Below are 17128 nucleotides of genomic sequence, written 5' to 3'. Positions count from 1 at the left end.
TTCGAAACCTGAGTTCCTTTCACCCTCCTTCTCGTCCAAGCGGAACAAGCTCACACCACCTGGCCGGGCCTCGCGCGTGCGCCGGCGCTCGACCACACTCCTCTCGCCAGGGGCGGGTTCGCTGATCAGCCTGAGACGACGCCCGGAGATCGATACCGTGGTACGAAACGCGAGCGATGTGGGGGGCCATGAGAGCGGACACCGTCGATCTGCGGCGCATCTTCGGCAGGGATATCCGGTACACGGTGCCCTTGTTCCAGCGGCCGTACGTGTGGGACAAGGACGACAACTGGGCAGCCCTGTGGGAGGACATTCGCCGCACCGTCGAGCGGGTCGAACGGGCTGCGCAGACCGGGGACACGGTGGCGCCGCATTTCCTCGGCGCGGTGGTCTTCGACGAGACGCCCTACCCTTCGTCGAGCCTGGAGACCCGGCAGGTCATCGACGGTCAGCAGCGGCTGACGACACTTCAGTTATTTCTTTTCGCGGCCCGCCTGTCGGCGACGGCACTCGACCACGAGAGGTCCGTACGGCTGCTGGGCAAGTTCCTGGAGAACGACAAGGACTTGTTCGACAGCGGCCAGCACCCGGACCACTTCTACAAGGTCTGGCCCACCAACGCCGATCGCGACGAGTTCCGCTCCGTGATGCTCGGAGAAGGAGGAAACGGCCGTCTCGCTGGGGCTGTCGCCTATTTTCAGCAGGAGATCGACGCATGGCTGGCGGAATGCCCTGAACCTCACGAACGCCTCGGAACGCTCGTACAGACAATGCGGGAGCAACTGCGTCTGGTCATCATCGACCTGGAGGAGCACGACGACGCGCAGGTCGTCTTCGAGACGCTCAACAGCCGCGGTACGCCTCTGGAAAACGCGGATCTGATCAAGAACCTGCTCTTTCGCAGCGCCGAACACTCCGGAGCGGACGTCGACCGGCTCTACAAGGCGTACTGGGCTCCCTTCGACCAGGACGAGTGGCGCACCGAGCAGACGACCGGCCGCATCAAACGCAGCCGCCTCGACGTCTTCCTGACCTACTGGCTCACGATGCGCACACGGCGCGAGTTCACCGCTTCCTCCCTGTTCAAGGAGTTCGAGCACTGGGTGAACTCGGCCAACGCCCCCAGCGAGGAAGTCTTCGCCGAACTCGCGCGTTACGCCGAGATCTATGACCGGATAGACCAGCATCCACTGCACGGCATCGAGGGCCGTTTCCTTTACCGGATGAAGGTCATGCAGACCTCCACCCCGATGCCCCTGCTTCTCTTCCTCTACGGCCTCGACGACGCCGTACTACCGGTGGAGCGGCGACACCGGGCTATCCGGGCGATTGACAGTTACCTCGTGCGCCGGGCGATTCTCAACCTGAGCACCCGCGACTACAACAATGTCTTCCGCGACCTCGTCATAGCCGCATCTCGGCAGCCCGAGCGCGCGGACGAAGTGATCATCAAAGCGCTCTCAGCCATGCAGGGCCATCACCGGCAGTGGCCCACCGACACCGATTTCCGTACCGCACTGGAACAAGACCCCATCTACACCCGCCTCTACCGCCACCGCGTCCGTATCCTCCTCGAAGCGCTGGAGGACGAGCTGCGCACGGACCACACCGAGCAGCTCACCGCCCCTGTCGGCGAGCACCTCGGGGCCAAGCTGACCATCGAGCACGTCATGCCGCAGAGCTGGCGCGAGAACTGGCCTCCCCTCGACGACGACCCCTCCGAAGGCGCCGACCGCGACGAACTGGTCCACACCCTCGGCAACCTGACCCTGGTCACAGCCCGCCTGAATCCCGCGCTGGGCAACATGGCATGGGACGACAAACGGCAGTGGCTCGGCGAGCACAGCCTCCTTCGGCTCACCCACGGCTCGCTGCTAAATCCGCCGCCGAATGCCGAGGTCAACGGCTGGACCTCTGCCTGGAACGAGCACCGCATCCACACACGAGGCGCTCATCTCGCGTCCTTGGCTCTGAGTATCTGGCCGTCAGCAGACCAACTGCTCGCCGCCCCAGTGCTATCAGAGCTCGACAGCAAGTGACGACGACGAACTCCGCCTCGTGCGCGTACGTGGGTGCGGCGGGCGCGAGACCGCCCAGTGGTGGGGTCTGGCCGACCCCGGCAAGCCGCACGGACAGCCGGCCGGTTTCTGGACGGAGACCTCCGAGGAACCGGCGACTCGACGCCGGTCGGCGGGACACGGGAAGTACGGAGGTTCCACCTGCCGTGCGTGATCGAGATTACGGAAGGCGGTAACCGACATCGACACGTCTCTTCGGCTCGCTCCTCGACTTGCCCTTGGGCGGGGCGGAGAACTACGTGCAGGTCATCTTGCGGGAGGTGTGCAGTTCCGCCCCCATCACGGGCTGCCGCTACTCGGCGAGGGTGCTCGGAGCGTCAAACGAGCGTAACGACCGACAATCCACCCTCACCTGTCAGCTCACCCAGCAGGGGTTCGTCTCCGTTTCCCCCGGAACCAGCTGCATCGTGACCCGCGCCACCACCCGTGGCCGCCATAATGAAGTCATGCCCTCCAGCCCACAGCACCCCGCTCCCACACCGAGGGACTTCTCGGGCGCGGAAGCCGAGGACCTCGCGTTGTACCGGGAGAAGTTCCGGCGGCGTCTGCCGGAGTCGCTGGACGAGTTGCAGGGCCCGGCCCAGGGGGTCGTGGAGCTGCCGCTGCACATGGCCTGGTCCGGGATGACCTCGTACGACATGAGCAAGCCTCGCCAGCGCATGGGCCTGTACCGCACCGTCCTGCACGAGGGCCTGCGCGACGACCTGCCCCGCTACCTCGACCAGGACTTGCTCCTCCAGATGTGGCCAGTACTGCGCACCCTCGTCGGTCGCACCGTGCGCACTCTGTGGGAGGACTCCTTCCCCCAGCTCGCCTCCCGCACTCGGGCAGCCGCGTGACGGACATGCCGGAGCTGCACGCGCGGCTCCTGGCGGATGTGATCGCCCTCGGCTCCCCGTATCCGCTGGTTCTCACCGGCGGGTATGCCGTGCGGGCGCACCGACTCGTGAACCGCCCCAGCCAGGACCTGGATGTCGCCACCGAGAACCCGGCGCCCATGGCCGACATCGCGGCCACGCTCCGCGCCGGCCTGGAAACCCGGGGCTGGCAGGTGCAGGCGCTGGAGACCGCCCCGCTGTCCGCCCGCTTCACCGTGTCCGACCCGGCCACCGGGCAGGAGTGCGAAGTCGACATCCTCAAGGAGATCTTCTGGCGGCCGGTCGCCCAGAGCCCGTACGGGCCCGTCCTCGCGGAAGAGGACGTGATCGGTACCAAAGTCCGCGCCCTGGCCGACCGCGGAGCCCCTCGCGACCTGATCGACGTGTTCGCGGCCTCCCACCGCTGGACCAATGCCGAACTCGAGGAGTTCGGCCGCCGCCACGCCCGCGGGCGATTCGAGCGCGAGGATCTACAGTCGAACCTCACGGGCGCCGAGTGGACCGACGACGAAGCCTTCGCCGCCTACGGCCTCGACGATGCCGCAATCGCCGCTCTCCGCACGTGGGCCGTGGAATGGGCCGACGACCTCGCGGCCCGCCTCCTCGAAGAGTCCGACGATCCGGACGTCGACTGATCGCGTCCGGGGAGGACCGCACCTGCGGCCTGCCTGCGAGAGCAAGAACCAGGAACTCTCACTCACGCGACTGCAGTCGCCCGGACGCCCGACGCTCGACCTCGAAGAGGTCGACGAACTGATCAGCGACATGAGCGCGCACCTGGCGAAGCTTCAACCGCATCCCGTTGAGGCCGGCCGGATCGGATCGCGCGGAACTCCGGCGCCCGAGGCAGTCTGCTGGGCTGCGCCAGGCGGCCGAGGCGAGGCGACGGCCGGTACGTGCACCCCCGCGGCCCGCCTCAGCGCAACAGGTCATCCGCCCTGTGCGGAACACCCCGCAGGTGACGTCCCGCCTGTTCCATTCCCAGGAGGAGGCGGTGGCCGTCGTCCGCCATGACGAGGCCGCCCACGACGGCCTCCCGCATGAGGTCGACCGTGTTCTTGACGCAGATGCCCTTGCGACGCGCATAGTGGCCGGCTTCGCCGTCGTCAGTGATCCACACGGAGCTTTCGAACCCGCGGCGGTGCTCGATGACGACCAGTGTCTCCGCCTCGCCCAGGTGCTGCAGTGGCCGGGACGGGGACCCCGCGAAGACAACGCGGCGCATACGGTCCACCAGGACGATTTCAGCGGGGTCGTCGATCTCGATTGGCTCGCCGAGCCATCCGTCGGCGAGTACTTGGCTCAGCTTTGGCCAGTACCGTTTCGACTGCTCGGCCTCGGCCGCGACGGCCTGTGTCCAACGGCCGCGGCCGTCGAGAACCTTCTCCAGAAGGCTCAGACGGTCGACGGCGGAAAAATTGCACAGCACGGTGTTGTCGGGAAACCAGCAGTGGCGCGTCATGGCTGGAAGACCAGGTCCCCTTCGCCCACGTCGGTGGTGGATGTCGCGCCCTCTGGTGGAACCGGTTCGGGTTCGAGCAACTCACGGATCTCGTCCACGTCCACGCCTGTGTACGCGGCCAGCGGGCGCAGGGTGGTGTCGCCGGCGAGGTATGCCTCGTACAGCAACTGCGCGGGGCGGAAGGGCAGTCGTCTGGCCAGTGCCCACGTCTTGTTGGCCTCGAAGAGGTCGCTCTGTCCGGTGAGCCAGTGGCAGGTCTGGGTCGTGAGGCCGCGCAGTCTGTTCGCCGTCTCCGGTGCGATGACGCCCAACTGAACGAGCCGTGCCGCGAGTGCGCTGGGTGACACCTGGAAGTGCACGACCAGTGTGGTGAGTTGCTCGTCCGTGAGGTCGTCTTCGCGTACCGCTGAACTGATCTCGCTCCGGGGCATCAGAAGGTTGGCGGCGAACACGTTGGCGCGCACTTCCGTCAGGTCCTTCTGGTGTCCCGGGGACAGATGCGTCTCCGTCAGGAGGTCTTGGGCGTCCCTGGCCAGGATGTGTCCGAGTTCGTGGGCGAGGGTGAAGCGCTGGCGCGTCGGCACGTCGGTTCGGGCGATCATGATGAGCCGGAATCCGTCCGCCTGCCAGGCAGCCCCGTCGATTCCCTCCGGCAGACCGATCTTCGCCACGTCGACGCCGAAGGTGTGCTCCATGGCCTGGAGCAGATCCGCGGTGTCCAGGCCGCCGACGGTGGAGGACCCTGTGGAGGCGAGTCTGGCGAGTGCGTCCTCCGCGAGAGCCACGCCCTGGTCGACGTATCGCTTGAGGTCCGTGCGGACCGGGGGCAGCTCCGGCAGGTCGGGCGAGAGGCCCAGGAGGTCGATCACCTCGTGTGCCGTGGTGAACCTTTCGACGAGGTCGTTGAGTCTTCCTCGGCCATGCTCGCCGACTGCCGGTGCGCTGGTGCGGGCCGCAACGGTGGGGCGCAGCGGTTCTCTGCCGGTCAGCAACCAGTCGACCGTGGTGCTGCCGAACTCGGCGATGCGGGCGAGGTCGAGGGAGGTGAACCTGCGGACGCCACCGAGAGACTTCGACAGCTTGTCGGGGGTCAGGCCGATCGTCTCGGCGAACGCCGCCTGGTTGACCGGAGCCGTCCCCATGACCTTGCGTACACGATCGGTCACAGTCTCAGTCATGGGTTCACCATATGAGCCAGATGCGAAAATCGCAACAGGAGCCGTTCCGCCCGCCCCGCTCGGTGCGTAGTACCGTGTAGTACATGGAAACCACCGCCCGCGAGTTCAATCAGAACGCCTCCAGGATCCTCGCCGCCGCAGAACGCGGCGAGCGCATCACGGTGACCAAGAACGGGCGACCGGTGGCCATACTCTCCCCGGTGGGCGACCAGGACGTACCCGCACATCCGACCGACCCCATGGGCGAGGACGACGACGCTCCCGTGTTCCACAGCGACTCCACCGTGGACTGGTCGGCCGGACGCGGCGACTACCTTGAGGGGTTCGGCGCGTGACCGTACTGATCGCCGACACCTCAGGGCTGTACGCGTACTACGACGGCGGGGACCCAGAGCACAAGGAGTGCCGTGAAGCAGTGGCCTCCGCCGCCCACCTGGTGGTGACGCCACTGGTCCTCGCGGAACTCGACTACCTCCTCAGCACGCGGATCAGCCCGGAAGCAGCTCAGGGGGCGCTGGCGCACGTCCGCGACCGCGTCGCCGTCCGACGGTACGCGGTCCCCGAAATCGAGCCGCACCTCTCGACCGCACTGGTGACGATGCGGCGGTATCCGCAGATCGGCCTCACGGACACCATGAACGTGGTCATGGCGGCCAAGTACCACACGGACGCGATCCTGACCCTGGACCGCCACCACTTCCGCATGGTGCGCCCCCTCACCGGGCACACCGCGTTCCGTCTGTGGCCGGATGGCCTCTGAACCGACGGCCCTGGACTTGCGAGCGGTCGAGGAGCAGAAGCAGACCGTCGCGGACGGCGGCACCCCTCGTAGCCGTAAGGAAAAGGGCTGAGCCCCCAGCACCGCACGATTCGCGCAGCGCCGGGGGCTCACCCCCTACAAGACCCGAAGGGAAATCAGGTCACCCAAACCCCAACTTCTCGTTCCACCCAGACCCAATAACCGTCTTAACCGGAGCGTTGGTGTTCGTAGCAGACGGATGATAAACGGCCATATGCCCGTCAGCCGCAAACCGAGCCTAAATATCCGGAATCCCGTCCCCGTTGATATCCGACGAGATCTACAAGAGCGAAGCCGGTCGCGACATCCTGGCCGAACCTACTCTTCTCTTCGCCGATGCTGACAGCCCGACGCTTCAGGGACCTTCGGCGCCGCAGCTCTACACCTGCGTAAACATGCAGGATGACCGACTCGCTGTCCACTTGCTTTTCGACCCTTTCCACAGCGCCGCATCACTGCTCTTCGACGTCGGCCGAGACAATCTCGCCATCCCGAACGGTGTACGTGCCGGCGAACAGCTGATGCGTTCCGTCCGTCTGCAACGCGTCGAGTTGCATGGCCACGGTGTCCCCCGAGACGGAGTCGACCGTGACCGTATCCGAGACGGTGTCGGAAAGGCCCTTGACGAAGGAGTCGTAGGTCCCGCCCAGGTTCTTCGCGCCGAGGTCCCATGCGCGTGCGTAGTCCCCGGCGTTGATGGCGGCGAAGTACTTCTCGATGACCTGTTGGGCAGGCGCGGCGGCGGCGGTGGTCGGAGGGGCTGATGTCGGTGCCGGGGTGGGTTGTGCCGGTGCCGGGGGCTCGTCGGCCTTGCTGGGTGGGCTTTGGGTGGCCGTCCGGGTGACGGTGGCCTCCGAGGTGACGGTGCTCTGCGAAGTGTCCGTGCTCTGCGAGGTGGTGGGTGCGGACTGCGGGGTGTCTCCCGAGTGGCTGGTCATCACCACGGCTGCGGCGCCGCCGCCCACCAGTGCCACCGCCAGCGCCGCCCCGGCGATCAGCAGCGACTTGCGGCGCCTGGGCCGGCCGTCGTCCCCGCCGTCCGCGCCGCCCGGATGGGCGTAGTGGTCGGCGGAGGGTACCCGTACGGTCGGCGGGGTGGGCGCCCAGTTCTCGTCGTAGGCCGCCGGGCCGGGCTCGGCTCGGTTGGCCGAGCCGTATGACGGCACCGGTGTGGGCGGTGTCGTCTGGGTCGGTTCCCGGGCGAAGCGCTCCTTGCCGGTGCTGGGGGTCGGCGGTGCCAGTTGCGTGGGCGGGTGCTCCTCTGTGCCGGGCGCGGGTGCGCTCACCGGCAGCCCGGCCGCCACGTCGGCCAGCATCCGCTGGGCCTGGTCAGCCGTCGCCCGTTCGTTCGGGTCCTTACGAAGCAGCGCTTCTATGACAGGGGCGAGCGGGCCCGCGTGTCGGGGTTCCGGAAGCTCCTCGGCGACCACCGCCTGCAGGGTGCTCATCGTCGTGGTGCGGCGGAACGGTGACTGGCCCTCCACCGCGGCGTACAGCGTCACGCCGAGCGACCACAGATCGGACTCCGGGCCCGGACGGTGACCCGTGGCGCGTTCCGGGGCGAGATAGTCCGGCGAACCGACGACGTCGCCGGTGCGGGTCAGGCCGCTGGAGCCCCCCATGACGGCGATGCCGAAGTCGGTGAGCACCACCCGACCGCCGCGCTCAAGCAGCACATTGGCGGGTTTGACGTCCCGGTGGAGAACCCCCAGCTGATGCGCCCGGTCCAGCGCCGCCAGCAACTGCGCTCCGAGTCGGGCCGCGTCCCGTGGCAGCAGCGTCCCCTCCGTGGCGATGACGTCGGCGAGTGACTGGCCGTCGATCAGCTCCATCACGATCCACGGTCGGCCGTCCTCTTCCAGCACGTCGAACACGGTGACGACCCCCGGGTGCTTGACCCGCGCCGCCGCCCGCGCCTCCTGCTCCATACGAGCGTGCAGCACCGAGAGCTCTTCGCGCGGCAGGCCGCTGACCGTCAGCTCCTTCACCGCCACCTCACGGCTGAGCAGCTGGTCCTGGGCCCGCCACACGGTGCCCATCCCGCCGTGACCGAGTTGCTCGACGAGGAGATACCGGCCGGCCAGCAGCCGCTCTTCGGCGCCGCTCATGGTGCTCCGGAGCCATGATCGGGCAGGCCTGGGCACCGTGCGGAAGGTGTACGCATCGTCATAGCTCCTCACTTCCGCCGTTATGCGGTCGAGGATCCCGCCTCTTTCCATGCTGTGCCGACTGCTCGGTGTTGTCGCGCCGAACCGTTTGGTGGCACCGCCCCAGACCCATTAGCCACTCACGGGGCACCTGAACGTCGGCGACGGTCCTGGAGCTCGCCCACACACTCGACGTCCGCACGGGCGCGACCCTGACGGTCACCTCCCGGAATATCGCCGAGGTGCTGCTGTTCCTCGCTGCCCGCGCGCCGACGTAACCATCGAACCGAAGGAAAATAGAGATCATGAAGCACGAGTACGAAGCCAAGTTCCTCGCGGCGCCCCTGGCCCGTCCGCGCTGGTGACCGTCGCCGTCTACGACGGCCTCCAGGTCTGGAACGGGTTCCTCTTCCCGCTGACCTCGAACGGTCGCCGGCGCCGCCCCGACTGCACGGTGGTGGAGGTGGACAGCCGGTTCAGGTGCGGCGGCAACGGCCTTGGGCGAGACTCGGGGCGGGGTGGGCATCGGTAGGGAAGATCCATTGCCTGGTGACCGACTACCAGCGTATTTCCGGCGTTTCAGCCGATTTTCTCTTGACAGTCACATGGTCCAGGAGTTGAGTCTCCAGCCTGAGCGGGGCGCACTGCACCCGTAAACGCTCAGGCAGCGGGGGCCGCCATGGTGCACCACTCGGATTTCGTTCACCGGGCACCTCGACGCCTGTTCCCTTCGCTCCGTACGGGAGTGCGCAGGATGCGGCGGACCACCGTCGCCGTGGCACTGACCGGACTGGTCGCAAGGACGATGAGCGCGGTGACACCACCCGCTTCGTCCACTGTGGCACCGATCCCCCGGAGCGCCGCTGTTCAGAGCCCTCTCCGGGTCGTTGCCAAGGCGGATGGCAGCGTGCTTCACAGTCAGGTCCACCTGGCTGCCCCGGTCGGGTGCCGGGGGCTACGAGGCACGGTTGTTCGGCCGGGGTGTCATCAACTGCGTGTTCACAACCGGCATCGGCGAACCGGGAAACGCCGCCCGCAACGACACGAACGGGACCGGCACTCGATTCCCGCCCATCGAGGGATCGGGCCTGTGCGGCGAAACGCCCGGTAGACGGAGCGACCACTGCGTCGTTGTACGCACGTCCGGCCTCCCACCCGGACTGAAGGGGGCGGTCATGGAAAGCACGGAGATCCTCGTCGTCGGCGACGACGGCGGCGCGGGGGAGGTCCGGTGGCCGGTGGTGGCGCGGGTACCACCGTGGATCACAGTGTTTCGCGCGAGCGCGGAGAGCCTTCGGGAACTGTCCGGAGGCGGCCGTCTTGCCATCGCTCGTTCACCGCGAGGAGAGATCACGAGCATGGGCGATGACGCCATCGTGCATCGGCTCGACGAGGGCGCGCTCCTGTTCATCGAGGCCTGGAAGTCGGGGCTGACCAGGAAATCACCGAGACGGGGTGACGGTCGGAACTGGGGTGACCCGGAATTCCGGCCGCCCGACCAGAAACCAAACGGAGTGTGAGATGGCAGGCGACATCAGCATCAACGAACGGGCCGTGCTCGGAGCGGACGCGGATCAGCGGGGCGCCGCTCCGTCCTGGCCCGGGGCGGGGCACACGATTCACCGGTACGGCAGGGTCAGCGTCGTCGCCGTGCCGGACCGGCCCACCACAGCGGTGCCCGGTCCCGAGCCCGGCGGCACCGACGGCCTCACCGAACTGGAGCAACTGGGACTCGCCGCACTGCGGCTGCGTGAATCCGCCGCGTACCGCGAGGTGAAGGCCCGGCGGCCGCGGGACACCGAGGCCTGGGACATGCCCGACTGCACCACGATCGTGACCCCGCCCTCGGCCAGGACCGCGGGCGCGGCCGCTGCGGCGCCGACCAGCGCCTACTTAGAGGGGACGGTCGCAGTCGGCATCGTCATCGTGCAGGGTCCGACCCCCGACCTGCAGTTCTCCAACGACGAGATACTCAAGGTCGTCGCGGAGGTGCAGAACGGGCTCAGTTTCTACCCCACGACCAACCCCGTCGCCGGAATCAGCTTCTCCTACGACATCCAGAACGTGGCCGTGTCGGTCCCCGCGAACCCGGCTGCCGCCGACCTGGAGGCTCTCTGGCGCGACCCCGCGATGGCCGCGATCGGATACAGCGCCGACTGGGCCGGTGTGGGCGCGTACGTCGAGGACCTGCGGGGCCGCTTCGGCACCCGCTGGACCTACTGCGGGTTCTTCACCAAGTACCCGCTCCAGCACTTCGCGTACGCGAGCATCGGCGGCCCCCGGGTGGTCATGCAGTACGCCAACGACGGCTGGGGGCCTGACAACATCGACCGGGTCTTCGCCCACGAGACGGGGCACATCTTCGGCTGCCCCGACGAGTACGCCGAGAGCAAGTGCGACTGCGGCGGCGCATGGGGAAGGTTCGGGCTGGTCAACGGCAACTGCGAGAACTGCGCGGGAGGCGGCGGCGTCGCCTGTCTCATGAAGGCCAACACCTTCGAGATGTGCGAGTACACCCCGGGCCACCTGGGCTGGGCACCACAGCTACTCGTCCGCAACTATGCTTATTCGGCCGGTGGTTGGCGCGTCGAGAAGCACCCCCGCTTCCTGGCCGACATCACGGCCGACAAGAGGCTGGACATCGTCGGCTTCGGGGACGCGGGCGCATACGTGTCTCTGGGGCACTCGGACGGCCGCTTCGAGACACCACGGTTGGCCATCAACAACTTCGGCTACGAGGCCGGGGGCTGGCGCGTCGACAAGCACCCCCGCTTCCTGGCCGACGTCACCGGCGACGGACGCGCAGACGTCATCGGCTTCGGCGACGCCGGCATGTGGGTCGCCCTCTCCAACGGCGACGGCACCTTCCAGCCCATGACCCTCGCCATCAACAACTTCGGCTACAACGCCGGAGGCTGGCGCGTCGAAAAACACCCCCGACTCCTCGCCGACGTCACCGGCGACGGACGCGCAGACGTCATCGGCTTCGGCGACGCCGGCATGTGGGTCGCCCTCTCCAACGGCGACGGCACCTTCCAGCCCATGACCCTCGCCATCAACAACTTCGGCTACAACGCCGGAGGCTGGCGCGTCGAAAAACACCCCCGACTCCTCGCCGACGTCACCGGCGACGGACGCGCAGACGTCATCGGCTTCGGCGACGCCGGCATGTGGGTCGCCCTCTCCAACGGCGACGGCACCTTCCAGCCCATGACCCTCGCCATCAACAACTTCGGCTACAACGCCGGAGGCTGGCGCGTCGAAAAACACCCCCGACTCCTCGCCGACGTCACCGGCGACGGACGCGCAGACGTCATCGGCTTCGGCGACGCCGGCATGTGGGTCGCCCTCTCCAACGGCGACGGCACCTTCCAGCCCATGACCCTCGCCATCAACAACTTCGGCTACAACGCCGGAGGCTGGCGCATCGAGAAGCACCCCCGCCTCCTCGCCGACACCACGGGCGACGGACGCGCAGACGTCATCGGCTTCGGCGACGCCGGCATGTGGGTGTCCAGGTCGCTCGGCGGCGGAACATTCGACCCGCCCAGACTGGTGATAAAGAACTTCGGCTACGACGCCGGGGGCTGGCGCGTCGAGAAGCACCCTCGGTTCGTCGCCAACATCACCGGTGACGGAAAAGCCGACGTCCTCGGATTCGGCGAAGCCGGCGTGTGGGTCAACCGCACCTAGGATCCCGGACCGGTAGATCGTTACCGTCGTCGAAGGCCTCGGGGAAAGGAGTGAGCCTCAGGCGCAGCGCGGCGCCTGAGGCTCACTCGTACAGACCTGAAGGCGGCCGGCGGCCTGCTGCGCCCGGGGGTGTACGGCGGTGTCCCGGTGATCCGCGACCTCGCACGCGCCAACTCCCTTCTGTACCGCCAGAGTACGGCCCTGCGCACCCGGTCGATCGTCGAGCGCTTCCAACGCGGTCAAGCCGCGGGCCCCGACGCGGCACTGCCACCGGGTACCCGTAGAGGAGTCCTCGTGGGCCTGGCCACCGACTTCCCCGACCAGGCTTCCAGCCGGCTGGACCAGTGGCGGGAGGCCTTCGCCGAAGACCGGACCTACGGCGGAGATGACCTGTCGCTGGTACCGACCGTCTTCGACCAGTTCGACGAGCGCCTGTGCCGGGCTCTGGTGTACCGCGGCTGGTGGCTCGCGGGCGCCGGGCTGGCGGCCTACCATCCCCATCGCCTGCCCGACATCGACTCCTTCGATCCTCCGCAGCATTGAAGCGCTTGTCCGGGACGGGAAGAGACCACACGTTCCGTCTGTGGCCGGACGACCTCTGACATGACGGCCTTGGACCGCGAGCGGTTCGCGGCCGGGATCCCAGTGGGGGCACAACACCGCCATCAAGGATGCGACGCAGAATTACGTCGCCAAGAAGATCCGAGATGGGAAGTGGTCGTGAGCGACGAGCGATCAACGTGGACCGGCGTGGTGACCGAGCGGCTGAGATGCTGCATCTGTGGCGGGTCGACCGACGATGCACCCGACTATGTGCTGATCGAGTTGACCGCACCTGCCAGCAACGCGAGTCAGTTCTTCGGTGCCCACGCCGGGCATTTGAATGACGCGCTCACGGAAGGGTTCGATGTCGAGGTGCACATGATGTGACCCTCAAAAGCCCCCTGACCTGCGATTTCACCGGTCAGCAGGCTTGGTCCTCCAGGGGCAGACGAGTCGGGCTGTACGCCGGGGAGAATCACTGCAACGCTATGACCTGCACAAACGTGCTGGGAAGGCGTTTCCGTGGCTACCTTGATGGCTACGCAAGGAGGCGCCGCACGTCGGAGCGGTCCAGATGGGGGCTTCGTCGTTCTCGTCCAACCGGCGCGATGTGCCGGTGGTCCGGTTCAACCCCGCCCGGGACGGGACACTCACCGGAATCCGTACTAGAATCTGTACAGAATCAAGCCTCTCTATGGGTACGGTGACAGCATGGAGATCCCTGAGGTCGTGACCGTCAGCGACGCACGCGCGGGACTGTCGCGGATCCTGGCTGACCTGTCGGAGTCCGGCGCGGATGCCGACCCGGTCCTGATCGGCGCCCACCGCAAGCCCCAGGGCGTCCTCCTGTCCGTCGAGGCCTTCGAGGCACTGAGCGGCCGAGCGGCACGACGTGCGGCCGTCGCCTCGGCCACCGGCTCCATCGAGGCCGAGGGGCTCCAGGCCTCCAAGGCCTCAGACCGCGACACCGAGGCATACGTGAAGGGCGACCTCGACGTGGACACCCTTGTCGCCCGCGCGATCGCCCGCCACCGACAGACTTCGGAGCGACGGGCAGGGTGAACGATCCGTACGCCATGCCCAACGGCGTGCTGCGCAACAAGCTCGGCATCACCGACCATCAGCTGCTCGCGGCAGCGGAGGCGGACATCACCCGGGCGCGCCTCGTCATGCTCGCCGAACGCCCCCTACCCGGCACGTACGACCTCGGCCATCTCCAAGCGTTCCACGCCGCGATCTTCGGTGACATCTATCCGTGGGCAGGCGAGTTACGCACCGTGAACATCGCCAAGCGCACACCGTTCTGCCCGGCGAGAAACCTGATGTCCTACGCCGGAGAGGTATTCGGCCGTCTCGCCTCATCCGGTCATCTTCGGGATCTCCCCCGGCAGGAATTCGTCATCCAACTGGCCACGTTGCACGGCGACCTGAACGTCCTCCACCCGTTCCGCGAGGGCAACGGCCGTGCCCAGCGGGCGTTCCTGGCCCAGCTGAGCGCCGACGCGGGATACGCCCTGAACTGGTCGGGCATGGACCCTCAACGCAACGAGGACGCCTCGGTGAAGAGCTTCCTCGGTGACAACAATCTGTTGGAGCAGCTACTCGACGAGCTGGTCACCACGAGTTGACGCCCCTCACTCCGGCCAGCAAGGAAGCCCGGAACAGGGCGTCGCCCCTTGGGAACAGCCAGAGATCTTCAGGTGGGGAATCCGCCGTGAGTCAGGCCGCGCTGGGAGGAGAACCCGCTCCTCGCCGAGCACGAGCCCTGGTTCATGCTCACAGAGAAGCCGACGCAGGCCGAAAGGTCGCGACGGCGGAGCGAGTTGCTGGAGGCGGGGGCCCGTACGGCGCTACATGCTGCGCGAGACGCGTGGCGCTCGCATCGGACGGTACTCCCCGCCCTCCCAGCGCCCTCACGCGTCGCCGGACCGCGCCGAGGACGTTCAGTACGGACCGGTCATTCAGCCTGTCCGGCTGGGGGTGCCTTGAGGTTGTGGGGCAGCTCGTCCAGCAGTGCCGTGTGGAAGACGGCGTTTTGTCTCCTCGCTCAAGGGGGCGAGGATGTCGTACGCGGTTGAGCGGTGGGCCATCGGCTCACCAGGCAGGGCGGATCGGTCCCGGCGGTGCAAGGAGTGTCAGGTCGGCGACGAGTTCGCTGAAGCGCGCCTCGCCCAGTACTTCTCGCCACGGTGCGACGGCAGCCCGGGCCGCCTGGTCGGCGGCGCGCGTGGCGGCCCAGCCGGTCTCGGTCAGCCCCAGGAGGCGGGCGCGGGCATCGTGCGGGTGTGGATGCCGCTCCACGTACCCCTTTCGGACCAGCTCCTCGACCAGCTGGGCGGCGGCCTGCTTGGTCACCCCCAGGTGCTCGGCCAGGTCGGCCGTGGTGGCGCCACCCACCGAGATCCGGGCGAAGGCGAAGCCGTGTGCAGGCCGTAGGTCCTCGAATCCCTGCTGGGACACGCTGGTGTGGATTTCCTGCACCAGCTGTCCGGAGAGTGCCAGCACGAGTGCGGAGAAAACCAGGGCGTCGTCCATGGGCTTGACTATAACTCGTCAAGCAGCTTGTCTATCTAGACAAGGAACCTGTCTAGATGGAGGCCGCAGTATGCCGTTCATTCGCAGTGCCGAGGCCGTCGTACACGAGATTCACGGTGGCCGTTTCGTTTCCTACGTCCGTCCGGACACCGGCAGCCGGGACCTCGCCGCCTGGCGCGTCGAGATTCCGGCCGCAATGGTGGGGCCGACCCACACGATCAGCGACGAGGAGACCTTCTACATCCTCTCCGGTCGTCTCCGACTCACCATCGACGGTGAGAGCGCCGAACTCCGCACAGGTGACGCGGCAGTGGCACCTGCCGGCTCCGAACTGGCGGTCGCCAACAGCACCGACCAGCCCGCCCACATGTGGGTCACCACACGTGTCGGGCTCACCGCCAAACTGGCTGACGGCAACACCATCACACCGCCCTGGGCTCACTAGCGTGCTGGTGACCGCGTAGGTTCGCCGGATTGGGTCAGGCGGCGGATGAGCCGCGGCACCTGGGCCTACGGCAAGGACGCCTACACCGTGTCGGGGCCCGGGACGCCCGCTGCCAGATACCGGACTCGCGTCACGTCGGCAACGGCAACGTGTGGCGGACGGGACGATGTCCACGCAGACCGACGGGCATATCGTCAGGGTTCTGGACAACGGAAACGGGACCTTCGACATCGTGGCGCGAGACCTGAGCGATCCCGGCGACGCGACGCAGAATTACGTCGACAAGCAGATCCTGTGCTGCCCGAGTTGACCGCACCCGCCCGCAACTCGAGTCAGTGATACAGCCCCGCGTCACCCACCCGGCCGCGGTGACGTGCCAGGCCTGGCCCGGGAGCGTCTCGGGCCGGCTGTGGCCTCCTGCCGGCGATAGGCGCTGGGGGCGATTCCGAACTCGCGCCGGAAGGCGGAGGAGAAGGCGAACTCCGAGGTGTATCCGACCTGTTGTGCCACCGAGCTCAGCGGCTCCTCCGTCTTTCGAAGCCGCTCTGCCGCGGTGTTCATGCGGACCCAGGTCAGATGGCCGAGCGGCGGTCGGCCGACGAGGTCGGTGAACCTGCGGGCGAACGCGGAACGGGACAGGTCAGCCACCGCGCCCAGCCTCTCCACCGTCCATGGTTCCCCCGGGTAGTTGTGCATGGAGCACAACACCCTGCTGATCGCCCGGTCGTTGAGCGCCGGACCCCAGCCCGTACCCGCGCCGTGTTCTCGGTACCACCAGCGCAGGACGTACACCAGCAGGGTGTCCAGCAACGTGCCGATCGCCAAGTCGGAACCCATGTCAGGGTGCTCCAACTCATGGCACAGCGAGTCCAGGACCGCCCTCAGGGAAGGTTCCTGCTGCAGCCGCGCCGGGAGATATATGGCCTCCGGCAGGTCGTTGAGTAACGGGTGGCACAGACTCCGATCGAAGGGGAACATCCCACTGAGCACAACCGTGGAAGCCGTCTGACCTGCATCCGCGCTCTCTCCCAGGACGAGAGTGCGCGGTTCGGCCGAGAACTCCTGCCGCGTACCCGCCGATCTCTCCGCAGCGGGTACGTCGGGGCCGTCGGCCACGCCGTGTTCGACCCCGCCGGGGAGCAGAGCGATACATCCGGCGCCGAGTGGGATCTTGTCGTCGGCGTTGGGCATCAGGACGGCGGAGCCTTGCAGGACCAGGTGGAACGCCGCCCCCGGGACAGACTGGAATCGCTGGCCCCATGCGCCACGCGCCTCAATGCGTACCCACCGCGGCCGACCGGATCGCATCGCGGCGGTGACCTGGCTGAGGAGATCCATCGCAGCAGTGTAGCGGTGCGGTCAGAACAGCA

At 67.5% G+C, this 17128-nt stretch carries 19 protein-coding genes and 1 pseudogene; 15 read left to right on the top strand and 5 right to left on the bottom strand.

Going from position 1 to position 17128, the window contains the following annotated elements; translation table 11 throughout:
- Nucleotides 1–188 precede the first annotated feature (188 nt).
- The 4 genes from OG734_RS35280 (at nucleotide 189) to OG734_RS35270 (ending at nucleotide 3591) form a co-directional block, all read left to right on the top strand.
- Entirely contained in the window at nucleotides 189–2039 is a 1851-nt protein-coding gene (locus OG734_RS35280) for a DUF262 domain-containing protein (protein WP_330291473.1), read from the top strand.
- A gap of 19 nt (nucleotides 2040–2058) precedes the next feature.
- Nucleotides 2059–2232 (top strand): hypothetical protein, encoded by a 174-nt coding sequence (locus OG734_RS48125; protein ID WP_443064979.1) that lies wholly within the window; start codon nucleotides 2059–2061, stop codon nucleotides 2230–2232.
- Between the two features lie 292 nt (nucleotides 2233–2524).
- Entirely contained in the window at nucleotides 2525–2917 is a 393-nt protein-coding gene (locus OG734_RS35275) for a hypothetical protein (protein WP_330291472.1), read from the top strand.
- 5 nt (nucleotides 2918–2922) lie between these two features.
- Nucleotides 2923–3591, top strand: a complete 669-nt coding sequence (locus OG734_RS35270) for a nucleotidyl transferase AbiEii/AbiGii toxin family protein (RefSeq protein WP_330291471.1) — start codon at nucleotides 2923–2925, stop codon at nucleotides 3589–3591.
- Nucleotides 3592–3872: 281 nt separating this feature from the next.
- On the opposite strand, the gene OG734_RS35265 is transcribed toward OG734_RS35270, so the two are convergent.
- Nucleotides 3873–4418 carry a hypothetical protein gene (locus OG734_RS35265; protein WP_330291470.1) on the bottom strand — a complete coding sequence of 182 codons (546 nt, stop codon included), beginning with the start codon at nucleotides 4416–4418 and terminating at the stop codon, nucleotides 3873–3875.
- The gene (locus OG734_RS35260; RefSeq protein ID WP_330291469.1) at nucleotides 4415–5596 is read right to left on the bottom strand and encodes an ImmA/IrrE family metallo-endopeptidase; all 1182 of its coding nucleotides are present in this window, start codon (nucleotides 5594–5596) and stop codon (nucleotides 4415–4417) included. The genes OG734_RS35265 and OG734_RS35260 overlap by 4 nt, the downstream gene beginning before the upstream one ends.
- 83 nt (nucleotides 5597–5679) lie before the next feature.
- On the opposite strand from OG734_RS35260, the gene OG734_RS35255 reads away from it, so the two are divergent.
- The 3 genes and pseudogenes from OG734_RS35255 to OG734_RS35245 form a co-directional block, all read left to right on the top strand.
- Entirely contained in the window at nucleotides 5680–5931 is a 252-nt protein-coding gene (locus OG734_RS35255; protein ID WP_330291468.1) for a type II toxin-antitoxin system Phd/YefM family antitoxin, read from the top strand.
- Nucleotides 5928–6356 (top strand): PIN domain-containing protein, encoded by a 429-nt coding sequence (locus OG734_RS35250; protein ID WP_330291467.1) that lies wholly within the window; start codon nucleotides 5928–5930, stop codon nucleotides 6354–6356. Before OG734_RS35255 ends, OG734_RS35250 begins: the two co-directional genes overlap by 4 nt.
- Before the next feature lie 311 nt (nucleotides 6357–6667).
- Nucleotides 6668–6736: pseudogene (locus OG734_RS35245) on the top strand (adenylyl cyclase); the annotation flags it as partial.
- A gap of 111 nt (nucleotides 6737–6847) precedes the next feature.
- Here the strand turns inward: OG734_RS35245 and OG734_RS35240 are convergent.
- Nucleotides 6848–8503, bottom strand: coding sequence for a serine/threonine-protein kinase (locus OG734_RS35240; RefSeq protein WP_330291466.1), 1656 nt, complete (start codon nucleotides 8501–8503; stop codon nucleotides 6848–6850).
- Nucleotides 8504–9717: 1214 nt separating this feature from the next.
- On the opposite strand from OG734_RS35240, the gene OG734_RS35235 reads away from it, so the two are divergent.
- The 6 genes from OG734_RS35235 (at nucleotide 9718) to OG734_RS35210 (ending at nucleotide 14406) form a co-directional block, all read left to right on the top strand.
- The gene (locus OG734_RS35235; RefSeq protein ID WP_330291465.1) at nucleotides 9718–10062 is read left to right on the top strand and encodes a hypothetical protein; all 345 of its coding nucleotides are present in this window, start codon (nucleotides 9718–9720) and stop codon (nucleotides 10060–10062) included.
- 1 nt (nucleotide 10063) lies between these two features.
- Complete coding sequence (locus tag OG734_RS35230) at nucleotides 10064–12235, top strand: FG-GAP repeat domain-containing protein (protein WP_330291464.1); 2172 nt, start codon at nucleotides 10064–10066, stop codon at nucleotides 12233–12235.
- A gap of 147 nt (nucleotides 12236–12382) precedes the next feature.
- Complete coding sequence (locus OG734_RS35225) at nucleotides 12383–12778, top strand: hypothetical protein (RefSeq protein WP_330291463.1); 396 nt, start codon at nucleotides 12383–12385, stop codon at nucleotides 12776–12778.
- Nucleotides 12779–12955: 177 nt separating this feature from the next.
- Entirely contained in the window at nucleotides 12956–13165 is a 210-nt protein-coding gene (locus OG734_RS35220; RefSeq protein ID WP_330291462.1) for a hypothetical protein, read from the top strand.
- A 324-nt stretch (nucleotides 13166–13489) separates the two neighbouring features.
- The gene (locus OG734_RS35215; protein ID WP_330291461.1) at nucleotides 13490–13840 is read left to right on the top strand and encodes a type II toxin-antitoxin system Phd/YefM family antitoxin; all 351 of its coding nucleotides are present in this window, start codon (nucleotides 13490–13492) and stop codon (nucleotides 13838–13840) included.
- Nucleotides 13837–14406, top strand: a complete 570-nt coding sequence (locus tag OG734_RS35210; protein ID WP_330291460.1) for a Fic/DOC family protein — start codon at nucleotides 13837–13839, stop codon at nucleotides 14404–14406. The genes OG734_RS35215 and OG734_RS35210 overlap by 4 nt, the downstream gene beginning before the upstream one ends.
- A gap of 466 nt (nucleotides 14407–14872) precedes the next feature.
- On the opposite strand, the gene OG734_RS35205 is transcribed toward OG734_RS35210, so the two are convergent.
- On the bottom strand, nucleotides 14873–15313 hold the full coding sequence (locus OG734_RS35205) for a MarR family winged helix-turn-helix transcriptional regulator (protein ID WP_330291459.1): 441 nt from the start codon (nucleotides 15311–15313) through the stop codon (nucleotides 14873–14875).
- 70 nt (nucleotides 15314–15383) lie between these two features.
- Between OG734_RS35205 and OG734_RS35200 the strand changes: the two genes are divergently transcribed.
- Nucleotides 15384–15758, top strand: coding sequence for a cupin domain-containing protein (locus OG734_RS35200; RefSeq protein WP_330291458.1), 375 nt, complete (start codon nucleotides 15384–15386; stop codon nucleotides 15756–15758).
- Nucleotides 15759–15924: 166 nt separating this feature from the next.
- Nucleotides 15925–16068: a hypothetical protein gene (locus OG734_RS35195; RefSeq protein WP_330291457.1), complete on the top strand. Its 144-nt coding sequence runs from the start codon at nucleotides 15925–15927 to the stop codon at nucleotides 16066–16068.
- Between the two features lie 41 nt (nucleotides 16069–16109).
- On the opposite strand, the gene OG734_RS35190 is transcribed toward OG734_RS35195, so the two are convergent.
- Nucleotides 16110–17096: an AraC family transcriptional regulator gene (locus tag OG734_RS35190; protein WP_330291456.1), complete on the bottom strand. Its 987-nt coding sequence runs from the start codon at nucleotides 17094–17096 to the stop codon at nucleotides 16110–16112.
- Between the last annotated feature and the right edge of the window lie 32 nt (nucleotides 17097–17128).

The sequence above is a fragment of the Streptomyces sp. NBC_00576 genome (assembly GCF_036345175.1).
Lineage (GTDB): Bacteria > Actinomycetota > Actinomycetes > Streptomycetales > Streptomycetaceae > Streptomyces.
The sequence above is the reverse complement of the archived record's forward strand: the minus strand, read 5'-3'. Positions and strand labels throughout refer to the sequence as shown.

Excerpts from the sequence above, each read along its gene's own strand:
- OG734_RS35195 (WP_330291457.1), top strand. The coding sequence starts at position 15,925 with ATGTCCACGCAGACCGACGGGCATATCGTCAGGGTTCTGGACAACGGA.
- OG734_RS35240 (WP_330291466.1), bottom strand. The coding sequence starts at position 8,503 with ATGAGCGGCGCCGAAGAGCGGCTGCTGGCCGGCCGGTATCTCCTCGTC.
- OG734_RS35235 (WP_330291465.1), top strand. The coding sequence starts at position 9,718 with ATGGAAAGCACGGAGATCCTCGTCGTCGGCGACGACGGCGGCGCGGGG.
- OG734_RS35260 (WP_330291469.1), bottom strand. The coding sequence starts at position 5,596 with ATGACTGAGACTGTGACCGATCGTGTACGCAAGGTCATGGGGACGGCT.
- OG734_RS35270 (WP_330291471.1), top strand. The coding sequence starts at position 2,923 with ATGCCGGAGCTGCACGCGCGGCTCCTGGCGGATGTGATCGCCCTCGGC.
- OG734_RS35265 (WP_330291470.1), bottom strand. The coding sequence starts at position 4,418 with ATGACGCGCCACTGCTGGTTTCCCGACAACACCGTGCTGTGCAATTTT.
- OG734_RS35205 (WP_330291459.1), bottom strand. The coding sequence starts at position 15,313 with ATGGACGACGCCCTGGTTTTCTCCGCACTCGTGCTGGCACTCTCCGGA.
- OG734_RS35200 (WP_330291458.1), top strand. The coding sequence starts at position 15,384 with ATGCCGTTCATTCGCAGTGCCGAGGCCGTCGTACACGAGATTCACGGT.
- OG734_RS35255 (WP_330291468.1), top strand. The coding sequence starts at position 5,680 with ATGGAAACCACCGCCCGCGAGTTCAATCAGAACGCCTCCAGGATCCTC.
- OG734_RS35275 (WP_330291472.1), top strand. The coding sequence starts at position 2,525 with ATGCCCTCCAGCCCACAGCACCCCGCTCCCACACCGAGGGACTTCTCG.
- OG734_RS35190 (WP_330291456.1), bottom strand. The coding sequence starts at position 17,096 with ATGGATCTCCTCAGCCAGGTCACCGCCGCGATGCGATCCGGTCGGCCG.
- OG734_RS35230 (WP_330291464.1), top strand. The coding sequence starts at position 10,064 with ATGGCAGGCGACATCAGCATCAACGAACGGGCCGTGCTCGGAGCGGAC.
- OG734_RS35215 (WP_330291461.1), top strand. The coding sequence starts at position 13,490 with ATGGAGATCCCTGAGGTCGTGACCGTCAGCGACGCACGCGCGGGACTG.
- OG734_RS35280 (WP_330291473.1), top strand. The coding sequence starts at position 189 with ATGAGAGCGGACACCGTCGATCTGCGGCGCATCTTCGGCAGGGATATC.